The sequence below is a fragment of the Bradyrhizobium sp. Pha-3 genome (assembly GCF_042258325.1).
In the GTDB taxonomy this organism is placed as follows: Bacteria; Pseudomonadota; Alphaproteobacteria; order Rhizobiales; family Xanthobacteraceae; genus Bradyrhizobium; species Bradyrhizobium elkanii.
This window is the reverse complement of the sequence record NZ_CP170151.1, coordinates 7,127,914-7,144,613: the sequence shown is the minus strand read 5'-3', so window position 1 is coordinate 7,144,613 and position 16,700 is coordinate 7,127,914. Positions and strand designations below refer to the sequence as shown.

The window sequence follows — 16,700 nt, the reverse complement described above, 5'->3', positions numbered from 1 at the left end:
GCGAAAATCTTGGTTGAATCGGCCGAACCGCAGACTCGCTTGGCCTCTCCCGCTTGCGGGTAGGCGCATATGCCCCTTGGCGACCGCGCAAGTGCTTGGCCTCGTGGTTCGAGACGCGCCGCAAGCGGCGCTCCTCACCATGAGGGTCTACTATTGTGCCGCAAAACAAGACCTCATCCTGAGGAGCCCGCCGAAGGCGGGCGTCTCGAAGGATGGCCACGAGGGCACCGCCACGAAATGCGATAGCCCTGCGCTTGCGGGGGAGGCCGACGCGCGCGGCAGCGCTCTTGCGCGCCTGAGCGCGGCGGGTGGGGGCTCTCTCCACGGTGGGATTCGCGGCGATACCCCAGCCCTCCCCCGCAAGCGGGAGAGGGAGCGCAGTTCATGCGCAGTCGCCAGTTCGATTCAACGTTATCATGCTCTAGCGCCTCGCCGTCAGGGCCCGGTCTTTTGCACCATGAACACGTACATGTCCCAGAACGTCTCGGGGTGATCGACCTCGAAGCGGTGCCACTGATCGAGATTGGTCTCGTCGGCCGTGCCCTGAAACGTCTTGCGGAATTGTTCGAGCACCGCCGGATCGTCAAACGGCTCGAAGCCTTGGAACGTCAGGCCGTGCTCGCTGAGGAATGCCGCGATCACCGGAATCGTCAGGCGGTGTTCCATGACGTTGAACAGCAGATCGCGGCAGCCGCTCATGCTGTAGAAATCCTTGGCGCCGATCAGCGGTTTCCATTTGTCGGCTTCGCGGAAGATGTCCTGCCGGCGGCGTCTGATGTCGTCGGCGGTGGCGCGATAACCGCACGCCGCGATGCGATCGCGGGCCTCGACGATGACGCGGCGCGCCAGATTGCTGTAGAGCCCGATGCGCATCGTGCCGCCCGGCCGCAGCAGCGAGACCAGCACGCGCCAGCCGGCCAAGGGTTCGGCAAGATGATGCAGCACGCCGACCGACTCGATGCTGTCGAAGCTGCGATCGATCGAGCCCAACTCCAGGATGTCCGCCTGGGCATAGTCGATGTTGCGCAAGCCGAGCTCCCGCGTCTTGCGGCGCGCATAGGCGAGGCTGGTCATGCTGATGTCGACGGCGAGCAAGCGGGCGTTGGGATAGACCTGCGCGATCTGAATCGCGTGCGAGCCGGTGCCGCAACCGGCGATCAGGATATCCCGTTCAGCTTGTTGCTCCGCGCTCGCGACGGTTCGTCCCCGCGCCCGATCGGCGGCGAAGGCCGTCAGCGGGTTGACGGTCCAGCGCGGATAGGGATTTTCCTCGTATTGGCGCATCACGTCGACCGACACGCTGTTCTTGATCGGTGTGAGCGTCGCAACGGCGGTGCGCTCTTCCATCTCCTCGCGCGGTTCGCGAAGCTGAACCCGCAACAGGCCGGCGACAGTCGCGGGCCAATCCCGGCGCAGCAGCGCGTCCGCCGTCGGCAAGGCGTGAAGCGGGAAGTAGGCGGCGACAACGGCCAGCGTGAGCGGCGAGATCACGGTGCCTGATGCCAGGTCCTGCAGCAATCGATCGCGCAGCGCGCCGGCACCCTCGCTTTCCGCCTCGGTCTGCGCATAGACATATTCGTTGATGAAGCACTGCCGGGCGAGCGCGCACGCAAAGCCAAAGACATCGTCGTCGACGTCACCATCATCCAAGCCCTGCTCGCCGCCAAGCCGCAGCAGCTCGGCCCGCGCATATCCGAGCAGCACCTCGAGCTGCATGCTTGCCAGCGTCGTCGCTTCCATCGCCGAGCGCAGGAACAGGTCGCGCGCAAGCGGCGCGACGCCCTCGCTGCCGAACAATTCGGAGCTTGCCACCGGCAGCGGCCACTTGCTTGCAATCCGCCCGACATAGCTGGTGACGACAGGACTTTGCAGGATGAAGCCGACGGCCTTCGCATCCATGCCGAGCGCCAGCGCCTTGCTGAAATGCGCGGCCGCCTTGCTGCGATTGCCCAGGGCCTGGTAGGAGTTGCCGGCGTTGTAGTGGCAGGCGGCGTTCACCTCGTCCGCGGCAATCGCCTTCGCGAACGCCTTGGCGGCAGCCCGATGATCGCCGGATGCCTGCGCCATCAGGCCGAGGAGATTGAGGCTCTGCACATGGCCAGGCTCGCGCGCGAGAATCTGCCGGCAGATCTCGTGCGCCTCGTTGAAGCGGCGCATCCCGTAGAAGCGGCTGGCCTCGGCGGCGAGATCGGCAATGCTGACGCCTGCAGAGGCGACGGCTGGTGCGTTCTTGGCGGACTCGTCCCGTCGCTTACCAGCCGCACGCCGTTCTTTTCGGTTCATGTTCCGTCAACTGGCCCAGACTGCAAGACGCGGTGCATCAACCCCCCACGCCCGGCAAAGACATAGGGCCGATCGCGCTTGTGGCCAAGGACAATCTAGGCTTCAGCCCGGGATCCGCACCGGCAGGTTCTCGATGCCGCGGACGAAGCTGGAATAGACCCGCTTCGGCTCGCCGACCACCTCGATACGGTCGAAGCGCTTCAGCATTTCCTCCCAGACAATCCGAAGCTGCAGCTCGGCGAGCCGCATGCCGACGCAGCGATGGATGCCGAAGCCGAACGACAGGTGGATGCGCGGCCGCGGCCGGTCGATGATGAACTCATTCGGACGGTCGATCACCTCGTCGTCGCGGTTGCCGGAGACGTACCACATCACGACGCGGTCGCCCTTCCTGATCGTCTTGCCGCCGATCTCGGTGTCCTGAAGGGCGGTGCGCCGCATATGCGCCAGCGGCGTCTGCCAGCGGATCACCTCCGGCACCATGGTGTCGATCAGCGCAGGGTTCTCCTTCAGTTTCTGGAACTGGTCGGGGTGCTCGTGCAGCGCCAGCACCGAGCCGCTCATGGTGTTGCGCGTGGTGTCGTTACCGCCGACGATCAGCAGGATGATGTTGCCCATCAGATTATCGGGGTCCATGTGCCGCGTGGCGTCGCTATGCGCCATCATCGACAAAAGGTCGTTGCGCGGCGGGGCGTTGACGCGCTCGTTCCAGAGCTTCGAGAAATAGGCGTAGCACTCGTCCATCTCCTGCCGCCGCTGCTCCGGCGACTCGACGATGCCGCTCTTCGGCAGCGCGGTGGAGACGTCGGACCAGCGCGTCAGCTTGCGCCGCTCCTCCCAGGGGAAGTCGAACAGCGTCGCCAGCATCTGGGTGGTCAATTCGATCGAGACGCGCTCGACGAAATTGAAGGTCTCGTTGCGCGGCAGATTGTCGAGCACGCTGGCCGAACGTTGCCGGATCAGCTTTGCCAGCTCGTCGAGATGCGTGGGCGTGAACATCGGCGACACGGTCTTGCGCTGATGGGCGTGCCTCGGCTGGTCCATCGCGATGAAGCTCGGATAGTCGTAGCCGGGCGGCACGTCCCGGATCGAGATGCCGCCGAGCGTGGAGTCCGAGGAGAAGATGCCGTGGCTGGTGTCGACATGCATGATGTCGTTGTACTTCACGACAGACCAATAGGGTTCGATCGGCGCATTGGTGCAGTAGTGCACCGGCTCTTCCTTGCGCAGCCGCTCGAACCACGGCCACAGCGTGTCGTTCTGGAACAGCTTTGGCGCGCCGGGATGAAAATCCTTGAGCGGTGTCGAATAGGCTTCCTCGCGGGCCTGGCGCAGCAGCTCGGCCCGGTCGGCAAGGATGGCGGTCTGGACGTTCATCTCAGCTAGCTCCAGTGAATGTTCTGACTTCCACCTCTCCCGCTTGCGGCGGTCGAGACGAGCGAAGCTCGCTCTTAGGTCGCATCGCATCGAAGATGCGATGCGGGTGGGGGCTTTCTCCACACGAAGAGTGTCACTTGCGGCGACACCCCACCCCAGCCCTCCCCCGCAAGCGAGGGCTTTGCGCAATCGGGCGTGCGCGAGTGCAGGCCAGTGTCAGGCCTTTTTTTGCGTGGCTTCTGGGGGCGCGGGGGAGTGGACAGCTTGGTTTGGGCGGCCGATTGACGGCATTGCGGAGCGGCGGTCACAGCGCAACTCCCGCTGGACGCAGCATTGCCCATCGTTTGAGGTTCATGGCGAGGCAGAGAAGATGCAGATGGGTCTGATTGCGTGCCAAGCCCAGATAGCGAGCGCGCGCCCAGCCATAGACGCCCTTGAGGCGCGCGAAGACCTGCTCGACCGGGGCGCGGCGCCGTCCCACGGCGTCGTTGAAGCGCTTCTGACGCGCGGTCAGGGGATGATGCTTGTTGGGCCGGAACATCAGCCGCGGCTTGATGCCCCGGGCCGCGAGGAGGGCGCGGCGCTCGTGCTTGTCATAGGCCTGGTCGGCGTAGACCGCCTTCTCGTCGCCGCAGATCAACTCGTCGGCCGGCACCGTGTCGTTGACCGCGGCGTCGGTCAGCTTGCTGCGACGGATGATCGCCGAGCCCTGGTCGACGCCGACATGCGCCTTGTAGCCGAAGTACCGCTTGCCACCCTTCTTGGTCCATCGCGCATCCGCATCCCGCTCGCTGTTGACCAGCTTGCTCGGCGCACGGCCGTCCGGGCCGAGCGGCAGCGGGTCTTTCGGCGGCTTCGGCGGCTTCACCGCCGCCGGGATCAGGCTCGCATCGATCAAGGTGCCCCGGCGCAGCACCAGCCCGCGCGCGTCGATCTGGCGCAGGATCTCGCCGAACAGCCTCTCCTCCAGAGCGGCCTGCTGCAAAGCTTCGCGGAAGCGCCAGATCGTCGTGTGGTCGGGCGTCTCGTCACCGAGCACAAAGCCGCAGAATTCGCGGAACGAGGCCCGATCATCGAGCGCCTCCTCCAGCTCCGGATCAGACAACCCATACCATTGCTGCAACAGCAACGCCTTGAACATCACCAGCCGTGGATAGGGCGGCGCTCCACGCTCCGGTTCAGCAAGGCTGCGCAGCACGCACTCCACAGCCGCCCAATCGACCAGCTCGCCAATCCGCCTCAGCACCGAACTCCCTTTCCCCCGCCGCGACACCAGCGCATCTGCGAAGCTCGCTTGACCAACCCGCCGATACGCCATCCCCGCCTCCCCCTTCAGATCGGTCCTAGAGAATCGCAGATTCGCCTTTGCGCAAAGCCCTCGCAAGCGGGAGAGGGGGTAAACCTTCCACGCGTCAGGCGGCGATGCGCACTGGCAGCGTCTCGTAGCCCTTGATGAAGCTGGAATACACCCGCTGCGGCTCGTCCACCACCTCGATGGTGTCGAAGCGCTTGAGGATCTCCTCCCAGATGATCTTGAGCTGCAGCTCGGCAAGCCGCAGGCCGACGCAGCGGTGGATGCCGAAGCCGAACGAGATGTGGGTGCGCGGCCGGGCGCGGTCGATCAGGAACTCGTAGGGCTTCTCGATCGCTTCCTCGTCGCGGTTGCCCGAGACGTACCACATCACCACCTTGTCGCCCTTCTTGATCTGGCGGCCGCGGAACTCGTAGTCGGCGAGCGCGGTGCGCCGCATATGGGCGAGCGGCGTCTGCCAGCGGATCACCTCGGGCACGAAGCTGTCGATCAGCGCCGGGTTCTCCTTGAGCTTGCGGTACTGCTCCGGATGCTTGCTCAGCGCATAGATGCTGCCGGACAGCGTGTTGCGCGTGGTGTCGTTGCCGCCGACGATCAGCAGGATCAGGTTGCCGAGGAAGTTCTTCGGGTCCATGTTCCGCGTGGCGTCGCTGTGCGCCATCATCGAGAGCAGATCGCTCTTCGGCGGCTGGCTCGCGCGCTCCTTCCACAGCCGTGCGAAATAGCTCGCGCATTCCATCAGTTCGGCCTGCCGCTCGTCTTCGGTGGCGACGAGGCCGCCGGCGCCGGGCAGGGTGGTCGCGACGTCGGACCAGCGCGTCAGCTTGCGGCGGTCTTCCCAGGGGAAGTCGAACAGCACCGCGAGCATCTGGGTCGTCAGCTCGATCGAGACCTTGTCGACCCAGTCGAACACCTCGCCGCGCGGCAGATTGTCGAGGCATTCGGTCGAGCGCTTGCGGATGTTGGTGGCGAGCTCGTCGAGGTGCGTCGGCGTGAACATCGGCGCCACGGTCTTGCGCTGCGCGGAATGGCGCGGCTGGTCCATCGCGATGAAGCTTTCGCGGCGCAGATCCGGCGGCACGTCGCGGATGGTGATGCCGCCGAGCGAGGCCGCCGAGGAGAACACCGAGTGGTTGGTCTCGATGTCCATGATGTCGTTGTAGCGGGTGATCGACCAGTACGGACCGAACATCGAGTCCTTGCAATAGTGCACCGGATCCTCGCGGCGCAGCCGGTCGAAATACGGCCAGAAGGTATCGGTCTTGAACAGCTCGGGATTGCCGGGATCGTAATCCGCCAGCGCAAGCGTGTTGGCGCGTTCGCGTGCGGCGTCCAGATTCGTGTTGTCGACGAGATCGATGGTCCCGTGCATGAGCGGCTCCTCAACCGTTTGAGCTGCCGGGGCATGGCCGGCGCGGCATGTTTTACCGAATTACATTCCCATTCGGCGGTTTGCGCAAGGGCTCTCGACGCGCATTTGGCCGCATTGATGTCAGGCCAAAGCGGCCGAATCCGGGCCTTTCCGGTGGCGAAGGGGCCGCGGCCGCGGCCACGCCCGTTTGAAACGGCGTTTGATTTGGTCGGGCGGCGGCGTGCGAACGGCGCGGGCGCCGTTTATTGACTGCCGGTTTTCTCGCCGGCGGGTTTTTCGCAGGGGTAGGTGTCCTGCATCCCCCACAGCAGCAGGAGGGCGATCACCATCTCGCCTTTCGCCGACCGCTTGTCGGCGGACTTCAGCATGATCTCTTCGGTCTGCTCGCTGCTCAGTGCAAGGTCGTCGGGCATGCAGAACAACAATTGGCCGCCATGCCGTTTCAGCCAGGCATTGGAAGCCATCAGGCCGCCCCTGACGCCGTCCAGGTACATATGATTGAAGACGCGGAAGTTCTCACTTTTTGGATTGCGATAGGAATCCAGCCGCACGTCGACGGCAGCAGCCGGAGCTGCCGTCAGCGCCAAAAGGCATGCCGACACGATCCACCTGTTCATCGCACCTGTCCTCGCTTGCGGCGGCGTCCTTGCTGGTCGTTCCATCACCTGATCGGTAAGTATGTATTTCCCTCGTTGAGGTTCGAAGCTCGTTCTCGCCGGCCGGGGGTATTGGGACCACGAAGGACCGGCTGGCGTCCCGTGTTGGCCAGCAGGCGGTTGATCGACAGCTTCAGGAAGTGGAAAGCCAGGGCAGGATCCGCATGGCACACCTGGGCGAGCTCGCCCTCGGTGAGCCAGAGCAACTCGACATCGGAAATTGCCTGAGCCGTCTGGGTGCGCTCATGTGCCGTCGAGAAAACGCCAATTTCCCCGAACAGCTCTCCCGCCCCTAGAACGAGATCGATTTCATTGAGGCGTACGCTTCCCTTTGCAAGCAGATAGATGCGATCGGCGTAATCGCCCTGCCTGAAAATGATCTCCCCGGCCTTCCACGTCGCGGATTTCATGAACGGACATAGCGGTTCGGTTGTGAATTCGCCCCTGGATGCCTGCTCCACAATTCGCCTGAGGCGGAGCATCTGGACTGTTCGGATGACGTTAAGAGGCAGCAGAACCGAGTGAAGGATGAGGATTGGATACAAGCCGTCGAAGAACGCGTATGCGATGAACGCGACATTGCTCAGGATGGCCGCGATCCTGAGCGGGAGCATCGTCTTCATGCAAAACGTGGCGAGGACAAGAAGTGATGCGAGATAGCCGGCAGCTTCAACCCAGGACTTCGAGCCGCAGAGCAAAACGTCTGAGCAGAGCATTTCCGCGTCCTTCTATGAACTTGCCGCTGAAGAGCGCGACGACCCCTGCACATGTGGCTCAAGGGGGCCGGATACCGAAGCAAACGCAATCATCAGATGCTGATCGGCTAGAAGAATCCGGCACTGAGATCCAGCCCATAAGTCACCGACAGCAGCCACACCAAGAGGGCCGCTCCACAGAACATCGCGGTCTGCTTGAGGACGTTTGCTTGCAATGACGATGCGGGGAATACGCGGACAAAAGCGTTTGCAATCGCAGCGGGGGGACATGTATCTATCCACGGATTCCACCAATCCGCAGAATCAAGATGTCTATGCACTCTGGGATCGGCTGGCCGAGTTCTCCGTCGGCGACGGCGACGCCGCACTGACACATCTGCTAGCCGCACTGCGTACCATGTTGTCGGCACGCAATGTGCTATGGGGTGTTGTCGTGCGATTGCCTTCGCCGAAGCGGGCCGATCCCTTGCTCGGTTGGCGTCCGCGCCTCGTCCGGGTGCTGGACCCGATACCGGCGGTGGCGGCATCCGTGCAGAAGCAGTTCGATACGCTCTGGTCCCGCGACGTCGACCTGTCTCAGATCCTTTCCATGTCGGGAGATGAGCCGTTCCGCGTCCGCCTGTTGTTCGAAGCGTTGCCGCCGGAATGGTTCGAGGGCGAGCACTATCGCCGGCACTATTTGGACGTCGGCTTCGCCGACAGCATTTCCGTGCGCATCGCGCTCAATGACGACGTCAGGATTCGCCTGTTCGTGTTTCGCGATGCGGAGGCCCCTCGCTTCTCGGCGCAGGACGGCCAGCGTCTGGGCTTCGTGATGCGCGGGTTGAGATGGTTTCACCGTCAGCAACTGCTCAGCCACGGCCTGCTGATCGCCAATGCAGCCCTGACACCTGCTGAACGCAGGGTGTTGCTCGCACTGCTCGACGGGCACACGGAAAAGCAGATCGCACAGAGGCTTGACCAAAGTCCGAACACCACGCATTTCCACGTCAAGTCGATCTACGCCAAGTTCGGCGTGCGCAATCGCTCGGCGCTCACCGCGCTGTGGCTCGGCAAGCTGCGATAGCGAACTGCGGTCGCAGTCTCATGCGGCAAGATGCGGCGCGTTTCGGCGAGAAGAGCAATCCTGGCCATCGCGGAGGACTATCTCGGAAAGTGAACCGCGCCGGGGTTGCCGGAGTGCGGACACGCTGTTTCCGGCAATCTCGTTAAGGCAAAGCCAACCGCACCGCGCCAAAAAACCGCCTCGGCTCTCGACCTTGTGTGAAACCTGGATCACACTCGCGACGACAAATCTGTGCTTTTGATAACCCAGAGATTGTCCCGTCCAGGAGCCATCCCGTGAACGACATGAGCTGGACCCCGCTGGGGTCGCCGCAGCCGCCGCCGCTACCGGCTCCGCCGCCGATGCCGGTGGCGTTTTCAGGGAACCGGAAGGAGTTCTTTCGTCTGGTCGCGCGCGGCGCCGGGCTCGAACTGGTGACGGTCGGCTTCTACCGGTTCTGGCTCACCACCGACATCCGACGTCACCTGTGGTCGAACAGCCAGATCGACGGCGACGCGCCGGAATATACCGGCCGCGGCAAGGAGCTCCTGATCGGCTTCCTGGTCGCGCTCGCGATCCTGGTGCCGATCTATCTCGGCTATTTCCTGATCGGCATCGAGGCGGAGCATCTCAAGGCGTTCGCCTCGCTGCCGCTGGTTGCCTTCTTCTATTTGTTCGGCCAGTTCGCGATCTATCGCGCGCGGCGCTACCGCCTGACCCGCACGGTGTGGCGCGGCGTCCGCTTCTGGATGAGCGGGTCGGGCTGGGTCTATGCGCTCAAGGCCTCGCTCTGGGGCGTGCTGGTCGTGATCACGCTCGGCCTCGCGCTGCCGTGGCGCGAGGCGGCGCTCGAACGCTACAAGATGCGGCACTCCTATTACGGTGACCTGCAAGGCTCGTTCGAGGGCCGCGGCTGGGAGTTCTTCAAGCGGGGCTGGTGGCTCTGGGTCCTGATGCCGTTCGCGCTCTACAGCACGATCTTCGCCCCGTTCGCCTATGCCGCGTTCAAGGCGGTCGAGTGGCGCTGGTGGCTGTCGGGCATCCGCTTCGGCGAAGTGAGGCTGGAGTCCACGCTTCGCCGCGGCGCGCTGATCGGCCTGTACTGGAAGGTGATCGGCTGGGTCGTGCTGCTCGGCCTGCTGTTCGCGGCCTATCTCGCGCTCTGCACCCTGCTGGTCGCCAGCATGGACGGCTCCTCGATCGCGGATTTCTTCAGGACCGAGGCGTTCGCCAAGAGCATTCCGCTGATCGTGCTGCTCGGCATCGGCTATCTCGCCTTCGCGCTGGCGCTGAACGTGGTGTTGCGCGTCTATCTGATGCGCGATCTCTGGGTCCGGGTGCTGTCGTCGACCATCGTGCACAATATCGGGGCGGCGGCCAACGTCACCGCGCGCGGCGAGCTCGCCAATGCGCTCGGCGAAGGTTTTGCCGACGGCCTCGACGTCGGGGGCTTCTAGCTACATGGAATCCGATTCCGGCCAGACCAATTCCGCGGCGCTGCCTAATCCCGGCGGCGTCTTCTTCGACGGCCTGTCGAACCGGCGGCGCATCGTCGCGCTCAAACTGTCCGATGCGCTGGAGATCAGGGAAGACGGCGAGCTGCTGGCGCGTTGGGCGTTTCACGATATCCGCCGCGCCGACAGCCCGTCCGGCCTGTTGCGGCTGAGCTGCCTGACCGCACCGCCTCTGGCGCGGCTCGACATCCGCGACGCCGGGCTGATCGCTGCGCTCGTCGCGCGCTGCGACACGCTCGAGGAGGGATTGCCGAACCGCAGGGGCGTCGCCGCGATCGTCGGTTGGTCGCTCGCGGCCGCGGCGTCGATCGTGCTGGTGGTGCTGTTCGGCGTGCCGCTGGCCGCCGAGCGGCTGACCCCGCTGGTGCCCGACTCGTTCGAGCGTCGCATCGGCGATGTCGCGGAGGCGCAGGTCAAGGTGCTGTTCGACGGCAAGCCCTGCAGCAACCCGGCCGGCCAGGCGGCCTTCGCGAAGCTGGTCGGCAAGTTGCGGCAGTCCGCGGGCTTCGACACATCGGTGCAGTCGGGCGTGCTGGCGACGTCGGTCCCGAATGCCTTCGCGCTCCCCGGCGGCAAGGTCTATCTGTTCGACGGGCTGCTGGAGAAAGCCGAGAACCCCGACGAGATCGCCGGCGTCCTGGCGCATGAGCTCGGCCATCTCCGCCACCGCGACAGCATGCGCGAACTGATCCACAATGGCGGCACCTCTTTCCTGATCGGGCTGTTGTTCGGCGATGTCACCGGCTCCGGCGCGCTGATCTTCGCCTCGCGCTCGCTGGTGACGTCGTCCTATTCGCGCGACGCCGAGACCAATGCCGACAGCTTCGCGGTCGAGACCATGCACAAGCTCGGCCGTCCGGCCAGGCCGATGGGCGAACTGATGTTCCGTGTCACCGGCAAGGAAGGCGGCAAGGGGCTCTCGCTGGTCTCCAGCCATCCCTTGACCGAGGACCGCCTCGCGCGCATGGACAAGGTCGATGCCGCCGGCCGGCCCGACGGTCCGCCGCTGCTGTCACCAGCCGAATGGCAGGCGCTGAAGGGCATCTGCGCGGCGGGCAAGGGCAAGGTGTGACGCAGGGGATTTCGAGACTGGAGCAGGCTAGCGCGACATTTTGACGGAATTGACCTGGGTGGGTGCAGACTGCTCATGGTCTTTGAGCCCGCACGCGCCCGGAGGATTTGCCCGTCTTGACCATCGAAAGCGACGCCCGCTTCTGGGACCGGGCTGCACGCAAATATGCCGCGCGGCCGGTCGCAGCGCCGGCCGAATATGAGCGCACGCTGGACCGGACCCGCGCACTCTTGAAATCCAGCGATCGTGTGCTGGAGCTCGGTTGCGGGACCGGCACCACGGCGCTCCGGCTCGCCGGCGGCGTCGAGAGTTATCTCGCCACCGACATTTCGGCGGAGATGATTGCGATCGCCAATGAGAAGCACGCGACGACGCCTATCCGGGGTCTGACGTTCCGGGTCGCGACTGCCGATACCACTGCGGTCGACGCTGGACCGTTCGACGCCATCCTGGGGTTCAACTACCTCCATCTGATTCGGGACCTGCATGGCACTCTCTGCCGGATTCACGCGCTGCTGGTGGCAGATGGCGTTTTCATTTCCAAGACGCCCTGTGTTGGTGAGATGAACCCGCTGGTCCGGCTTGTGCTGCCGGCGATGCGCGCGATCGGAATGGCGCCCCATGCAGGCGTGTTCACGTCCGAGAGACTGCGCGAGTTCTTGGGTGCCGGCGGGTTCGAGATTGTCGCTGCAGAGAACCATGCGACGAGGGGCGACGATCACCGCCCCTACATCGTGGCGCGCAAGAGGTGACACTCTACCTCACCAGCCGGAACTTGCCGCCCTCGACCTTGATCAGGAACGCCGACCGCTCGTCGTAGCCGTTGTGATCGGTCGAGCTCATCGTCGAGAGGCCGTTGTTCAGGTAGACGTCCTTGCCGCGCTCGAGCTCGTCGCGCAGCGCGGCGCGGAATTCCGCCGTGCCGGGCTTTGCGGTCTTCAGCGCATTCGCCGCCGCCCGCTTGAACAGCGTGACGGCGTCCCACAGATGCGCGCCGAAGATGTTCGGCCTCGAGCCGTTGGCTTTCTCGTAGGACGACACGAACTCGTCGCGCACCTGGCGGAACGGATCGTTCGCCGGCAGATCGTCGGCGATGGTGAAGGCTTCGCCGGTGAAGATCGCGCCCTCGACATTGGCACCGCCGAGCTTGATGAACTCTTCCGAGGCCACGCCATGGGTCTGGAAGATCTTGCCGGCATAGCCGCGGCTGCGCAGCGCCTCCTGCGGCAGCACGGCGGGCGTGCCGGCGGAGGCGATGAACACCGCTTCCGGATTGGTCGCGATCACCTTCAGCGCCTGACCCATCGCGCTGGTGTCGGCGCGCGCATAGACCTCATGCGTCGTCACGGTGAGGCCGAGCTGAGGGGCGAGCCGCGACACCTCCTTGTAATAGCCTTCGCCATAGCCGTCGGAGACGCCGATATAGCCGAGCGTCTTGATGCCGGACTTGGCGATGTATTTCAGGATCGCCGCCGCCATCAGGTCGTCATTGGGCACCACCTTGAACGCCCAGCGGCGGCGGTCGTCCATCGGCTGCACGATCGCGGTCGCCGCCGCGAGCGAGATGATCGGCGTCTTGCTCTCCACGGCGACGTCGAGCATCGGCATGGTCACCGGGGTGAGCGAGGAGCCGATCAGGATATCGACACCGTCCTGGATCACGAGGCGCCGCGCATTCTGCGTGCCCTTGGTCGGATCGGACTCGTCGTCGAGCGCGATATAGGTGACCTTCTCGCCGCCGATCTCCTTCGGCAGCGCGGCGATGGTGCGCATCTGCGGCTGGCCGAGCGCCGAGCCCGGTCCGGATCCGGACACCACGACGCCGACCTTGATGTCGGCACGCGCGCCCGGCGCAATCAGGATCGCGCTCGCAAATGTCAACAGTCCGGCCATGGCCAGCTTCATTGCAAATCCTCCCAGCAGGTTCTTTTTATCTGCGGCCGATGATAGCCGACCGCCGTCCGGTCGCGCATCATATTGATTCCGCCGGATTCGTCTGTCCCCCTGATTGGGGACATTGGCGGCGTCGGGCAGGCCTGCGCCTGGTTGAGTTCTGCCCTGACCGGCTGAGGTGCCGGAAGCGACGAACGGGAATGGCGAGGCCGACGCCGTCCAGAGCACTTGATCGGGCTCCGCCGGTCGTGAACCTCGCGTTTACCAATCCCTTAAAGGCGGTGAGAACCAGTTTCCCTAATCGGGCGGCAACGACCTGCTGTTATTGAAGAACCGGAAAAGGGAGTACGAACCATGTTCAGCATTGTTCGGATCCTCGTCTTGATCGCATGTGCACATGCGGATCCGTGGTTGCGGAAGTGCAGTTGGACGGCGCGCAGTCATTGCCAGCGGTCCACGTCCATGACTAAGCATCATCCGATTGCGTCCGAGCACGCGCGCGCCATCTGCGAAGAGATTGGCGAGCGGCTGCGCCATGCCCTGCGTGGCGACTACGCCGATCTGCCGCCAAGGCTGCGAGAGTTGGTCGACGAGCTCGCCCTGCAGGATTGCGAGGCGCCGTCGCTGGCGCCGACAATGGCTGAGATGACGAGGCCGCTGGTGTTTGCGGCCTAAGGCCCTGGTTCATTGACGAGCTACGGGCGGTCCTGCAACGACCGCTCCATGATGATCGTCCGTTCGTCCCCGTGATAGCTGTCGCGCACGGCCTTGAAGCCGAGCTGCGCGTAGAACGTTTCGGCGCTGATCGAGGACGGCACGGCCAGTGTGGAGATGTTTCGCTCACGCGCCGTGCGCTCGACCGTGGCCATCAGCCGCTTGCCGATGCCCTGGCCCTGAACGTCGGGGGACACGAATACCGTGCGGACGACGTTGCCATCGAGGCTTGCCGTTCCAACCACACGACCGTCAATCGCGGCGACGAAGACGGTGCGTTTGCCGATCAGCTGCAGCACGGCGTCGGGACGGAAGCTCCGCTCGACCCTTTCGATGATCTCGCTCGCATAGTCCTTCGCGTTGGTCTCGCGCAGCGCGCGCAAGATCACCGCGCTGATTTCGTCCGCGTCCTCGTCGCGTGCAGGTCGGATCGTGCATTCCATCGGTCGTCTCCGTTCGCGCAACGGTCGCGTCAAGTCTGCAATCACCAGGCGATAACACGACCCGCATCGGCGGTATGTTGCTGATTATGTCTTCGAATGCGAACTTCGAGCGGTTGACTATGTGCTAACCTGCATCCCGGGATGGAACTGCCGTCCGGCATCTTGGGAGGACATGGCTATGAAAGGCTCGTCGCTCTTCATCACGAATGTCGCTGTCGCTGTTTTATCGATGGTGCCGCTGCTGTGCGGATCGAGCGGCACGGCGTGGTCGCAGCCGAGCCCGCTGCCTGGCATTTCGGTCGACGCGCCGAGGCACGTTGCCGCGCAGCCCAGGCCGCAGCAGCACGCGGCGGCCCGCAGCACCTCGTCTCCGGCTCCCCACTCAGCTGCAACCTCGGTGTTTTGCATCGGCGGTTGCGTGACGAGCTTCAGGTCGGGCGACCGGCCCTGGGTCGGTGGCTCCTGGTCCGCCGGCGCGTCCGCCTACACCGGGTGCCGAAACATCGGGCCCGGCGGCGTCCCCTTCAAGAGCTACAATCAGTGCACGGAAACTGGACTCAACGCCGGTTGGAGAAGCGGTGAAGTCTCCGCTTATTGCACCAGCTTGGCTTTGAAGTGAAGAAGGCTCGAGGACGTCGGACCCGCATGTCAGAACGTCCAATGACGGGGTGATGGTCCAGAGCGGACAGAGCAGCGGCTCCCGCTCGTGGCGGCTTTTGACCCTGAGCGGACTATAATGTTTGACGCGCTAGACGATTAGGAACTGGAGCAGCGAGGATGTCGCTCATTTTAAGCCTAATTGGAATTGCGCTAATCGGCATTGCCGGATGGGGTTTTATGTCCGTCATGAGCGAGCTGGCAAAGTGGTATCCTCAAGAGCCAGTCGATACGATTTCCCGCAGGCTCGAGGTTGAAAGTTTTGTCTGGAGCTCCCGCGCATCGCGCGTACTGCGACGCCGGTTTGTTGTGACACAGGCGTGCACTGTCCCGGCGTCGCTGTGCTTGGCTGCACTAGTTTGGCTGAACGAGACAAACCCTGACCTCCGTGTCTGGGGGACTGTAGCATTCTGTTCGCTGTCAATCTTCGTTGCTGGTTGGCTGGCTTGGAACGTCATTCGGCGCGGGGTGTGATCGCGCTATTTTTAGACCGGAGGACTGCTATTGGCCCAAAGCTGACCTGCCGCCTCCGCGCTGCTAGTCTTGTCCGGGAAGCCGAGGTGGACAGAGTCGTTTCTTGAGCTGCACGCTCGTGCGCCGCACTACACGTTCTTTGCGACCTTCCGCGTCCGCGTCGGACCGGCGCCGGCGATCGCCGGCTTGATATTCCACACCGCGCGCACGCTTGCGAAGGCGTGGGCGATCACCGGCTCCTGGCGGCGGGCGGCGAGGCTGGCGAAGGAGAGATCGCAGGTCAGCTTCACCTTGTCGGCGACCACGAACTGATGCGGCCGCGCCATCCGCGGCGCCAGCACGTTGTCGCGTGCGAGGCTGAGGCAGAGGCCGGATTCGACGAAGTCGATCATCGCCTCTTCCTGGTCGGTGTAGCCGATCCGCTTCGGCAATGCGCCGAGCGGGCGGAAGATGTCGTCGAGCAGCCGCCGGTGGCCGGAGTGCAGCGGTGTCGCCAGCCAGGGCAGCTCGGCGAGCTCGGCCCAGCCCTTGCCCATCACCCGGTCGCGCCAGGCGATCGGTGCGATCACCCGGTAGTCGTAGCAAAGCAGCGGGGCGAGCTGGTAGCGGCCGTCGGCGATGGTCCGTTCGGTGAAGCTGTGATGGGCGAGCTGGTCCGGAGGCGTGGCGTCGACATAGTAGCCGACGTCGAGTTCGCCGCGGCCGATCTGCGCCAGCACGTCGTCGCTCACGCCATGGCGCAGGAAGACTTCGGTGCGCTGCGAGGACATCGCAAGGCTGCGCACGAACGGTCCGAGCCGGGTGAATTCGGGGTCGAGGATGGTGCCGACGCGCAGCGTGCCGCGCTGCGCCTCGTTCAGCGAGTCCGCCATCGCCTTGAAGTCGGAGGCGGCCGCCACCGCCCGGTGCGCCAGCGGCAGCAGCGCGGCGCCGGCCTCGGTCAGGGTGAAGCCGGCAGGGGTGCGGTTGAACAGCTGCAGCCCGGTGCTTTCCTCGAGTGCCTTCAGTTGCAGGCTGACCGCAGGCTGGGTCAGTTTCAGCATCGCCGCTGCGCGCGATACCGTGCCCTCACGGGCAACCGTGATGAAGCAACGCAAGGCCTGGGTACGGGGAAGCTCGATCATCGCGCGTGCTTATAGCACACTTTTCTGGCGCGCATCCGACCTGCGTCG

The 16,700-nt window shown here is 64.4% G+C and carries 15 protein-coding genes; 5 read left to right on the top strand and 10 right to left on the bottom strand.

Annotated elements, in window-relative coordinates; all coding sequences use genetic code 11:
* Window positions 1–435 precede the first annotated feature (435 nt).
* The 6 genes from ACE10X_RS34135 to ACE10X_RS34110 form a co-directional block, all read right to left on the bottom strand.
* Complete coding sequence (locus tag ACE10X_RS34135; protein WP_244435880.1) at window positions 436–2,283, bottom strand: bifunctional 2-polyprenyl-6-hydroxyphenol methylase/3-demethylubiquinol 3-O-methyltransferase UbiG; 1,848 nt, start codon at window positions 2,281–2,283, stop codon at window positions 436–438.
* A 102-nt stretch (window positions 2,284–2,385) separates the two neighbouring features.
* The gene (locus ACE10X_RS34130; RefSeq protein ID WP_038386273.1) at window positions 2,386–3,660 is read right to left on the bottom strand and encodes a cytochrome P450; all 1,275 of its coding nucleotides are present in this window, start codon (window positions 3,658–3,660) and stop codon (window positions 2,386–2,388) included.
* Between the two features lie 304 nt (window positions 3,661–3,964).
* Entirely contained in the window at window positions 3,965–4,978 is a 1,014-nt protein-coding gene (locus ACE10X_RS34125; protein WP_304557406.1) for an IS5 family transposase, read from the bottom strand.
* A gap of 94 nt (window positions 4,979–5,072) precedes the next feature.
* Window positions 5,073–6,344 (bottom strand): cytochrome P450, encoded by a 1,272-nt coding sequence (locus tag ACE10X_RS34120; RefSeq protein WP_038386274.1) that lies wholly within the window; start codon window positions 6,342–6,344, stop codon window positions 5,073–5,075.
* A 242-nt stretch (window positions 6,345–6,586) separates the two neighbouring features.
* Complete coding sequence (locus ACE10X_RS34115; RefSeq protein ID WP_038386275.1) at window positions 6,587–6,961, bottom strand: hypothetical protein; 375 nt, start codon at window positions 6,959–6,961, stop codon at window positions 6,587–6,589.
* Between the two features lie 44 nt (window positions 6,962–7,005).
* A complete protein-coding gene (locus ACE10X_RS34110) occupies window positions 7,006–7,716 on the bottom strand; it encodes a cyclic nucleotide-binding domain-containing protein (RefSeq protein ID WP_063709693.1) in 711 nt (236 codons plus the stop codon).
* Between the two features lie 214 nt (window positions 7,717–7,930).
* Between ACE10X_RS34110 and ACE10X_RS34105 the strand changes: the two genes are divergently transcribed.
* From ACE10X_RS34105 to ACE10X_RS34090, 4 genes are all read left to right on the top strand, one after another.
* Window positions 7,931–8,782, top strand: coding sequence for a helix-turn-helix transcriptional regulator (locus ACE10X_RS34105; RefSeq protein ID WP_244435881.1), 852 nt, complete (start codon window positions 7,931–7,933; stop codon window positions 8,780–8,782).
* 284 nt (window positions 8,783–9,066) lie between these two features.
* Window positions 9,067–10,218, top strand: a complete 1,152-nt coding sequence (locus tag ACE10X_RS34100) for a DUF898 family protein (protein WP_085970710.1) — start codon at window positions 9,067–9,069, stop codon at window positions 10,216–10,218.
* 4 nt (window positions 10,219–10,222) lie between these two features.
* Window positions 10,223–11,347, top strand: a complete 1,125-nt coding sequence (locus ACE10X_RS34095) for a M48 family metallopeptidase (RefSeq protein ID WP_051003102.1) — start codon at window positions 10,223–10,225, stop codon at window positions 11,345–11,347.
* Between the two features lie 116 nt (window positions 11,348–11,463).
* Window positions 11,464–12,099, top strand: coding sequence for a bifunctional 2-polyprenyl-6-hydroxyphenol methylase/3-demethylubiquinol 3-O-methyltransferase UbiG (locus tag ACE10X_RS34090; RefSeq protein WP_038386278.1), 636 nt, complete (start codon window positions 11,464–11,466; stop codon window positions 12,097–12,099).
* Window positions 12,100–12,103: 4 nt separating this feature from the next.
* Here the strand turns inward: ACE10X_RS34090 and ACE10X_RS34085 are convergent, their stop codons facing one another.
* Window positions 12,104–13,252, bottom strand: a complete 1,149-nt coding sequence (locus ACE10X_RS34085; RefSeq protein ID WP_038386279.1) for an ABC transporter substrate-binding protein — start codon at window positions 13,250–13,252, stop codon at window positions 12,104–12,106.
* A gap of 342 nt (window positions 13,253–13,594) precedes the next feature.
* Here ACE10X_RS34085 and ACE10X_RS34080 point away from each other — a divergent pair, with 342 nt between their 5' ends.
* Window positions 13,595–13,915 carry a hypothetical protein gene (locus ACE10X_RS34080; protein WP_244435882.1) on the top strand — a complete coding sequence of 107 codons (321 nt, stop codon included), beginning with the start codon at window positions 13,595–13,597 and terminating at the stop codon, window positions 13,913–13,915.
* Window positions 13,916–13,935: 20 nt separating this feature from the next.
* Here ACE10X_RS34080 and ACE10X_RS34075 read toward each other — a convergent pair whose 3' ends face one another.
* From ACE10X_RS34075 to ACE10X_RS34065, 3 genes are all read right to left on the bottom strand, one after another.
* Complete coding sequence (locus ACE10X_RS34075; protein ID WP_038386281.1) at window positions 13,936–14,397, bottom strand: GNAT family N-acetyltransferase; 462 nt, start codon at window positions 14,395–14,397, stop codon at window positions 13,936–13,938.
* Window positions 14,398–14,514: 117 nt separating this feature from the next.
* Entirely contained in the window at window positions 14,515–14,805 is a 291-nt protein-coding gene (locus ACE10X_RS34070; RefSeq protein ID WP_038386282.1) for a hypothetical protein, read from the bottom strand.
* An 851-nt stretch (window positions 14,806–15,656) separates the two neighbouring features.
* Complete coding sequence (locus tag ACE10X_RS34065) at window positions 15,657–16,652, bottom strand: LysR family transcriptional regulator (protein ID WP_038386283.1); 996 nt, start codon at window positions 16,650–16,652, stop codon at window positions 15,657–15,659.
* Between the last annotated feature and the right edge of the window lie 48 nt (window positions 16,653–16,700).

Excerpts from the sequence above, each read along its gene's own strand:
- ACE10X_RS34130 (WP_038386273.1), bottom strand. The coding sequence starts at position 3,660 with ATGAACGTCCAGACCGCCATCCTTGCCGACCGGGCCGAGCTGCTGCGC.
- ACE10X_RS34095 (WP_051003102.1), top strand. The coding sequence starts at position 10,223 with ATGGAATCCGATTCCGGCCAGACCAATTCCGCGGCGCTGCCTAATCCC.
- ACE10X_RS34085 (WP_038386279.1), bottom strand. The coding sequence starts at position 13,252 with ATGAAGCTGGCCATGGCCGGACTGTTGACATTTGCGAGCGCGATCCTG.
- ACE10X_RS34100 (WP_085970710.1), top strand. The coding sequence starts at position 9,067 with ATGAGCTGGACCCCGCTGGGGTCGCCGCAGCCGCCGCCGCTACCGGCT.
- ACE10X_RS34135 (WP_244435880.1), bottom strand. The coding sequence starts at position 2,283 with ATGAACCGAAAAGAACGGCGTGCGGCTGGTAAGCGACGGGACGAGTCC.
- ACE10X_RS34115 (WP_038386275.1), bottom strand. The coding sequence starts at position 6,961 with ATGAACAGGTGGATCGTGTCGGCATGCCTTTTGGCGCTGACGGCAGCT.
- ACE10X_RS34075 (WP_038386281.1), bottom strand. The coding sequence starts at position 14,397 with ATGGAATGCACGATCCGACCTGCACGCGACGAGGACGCGGACGAAATC.
- ACE10X_RS34105 (WP_244435881.1), top strand. The coding sequence starts at position 7,931 with ATGACGATGCGGGGAATACGCGGACAAAAGCGTTTGCAATCGCAGCGG.
- ACE10X_RS34065 (WP_038386283.1), bottom strand. The coding sequence starts at position 16,652 with ATGATCGAGCTTCCCCGTACCCAGGCCTTGCGTTGCTTCATCACGGTT.
- ACE10X_RS34110 (WP_063709693.1), bottom strand. The coding sequence starts at position 7,716 with ATGCTCTGCTCAGACGTTTTGCTCTGCGGCTCGAAGTCCTGGGTTGAA.
- ACE10X_RS34120 (WP_038386274.1), bottom strand. The coding sequence starts at position 6,344 with ATGCACGGGACCATCGATCTCGTCGACAACACGAATCTGGACGCCGCA.
- ACE10X_RS34080 (WP_244435882.1), top strand. The coding sequence starts at position 13,595 with ATGTTCAGCATTGTTCGGATCCTCGTCTTGATCGCATGTGCACATGCG.
- ACE10X_RS34070 (WP_038386282.1), bottom strand. The coding sequence starts at position 14,805 with ATGCAAAACACCGAGGTTGCAGCTGAGTGGGGAGCCGGAGACGAGGTG.
- ACE10X_RS34125 (WP_304557406.1), bottom strand. The coding sequence starts at position 4,978 with ATGGCGTATCGGCGGGTTGGTCAAGCGAGCTTCGCAGATGCGCTGGTG.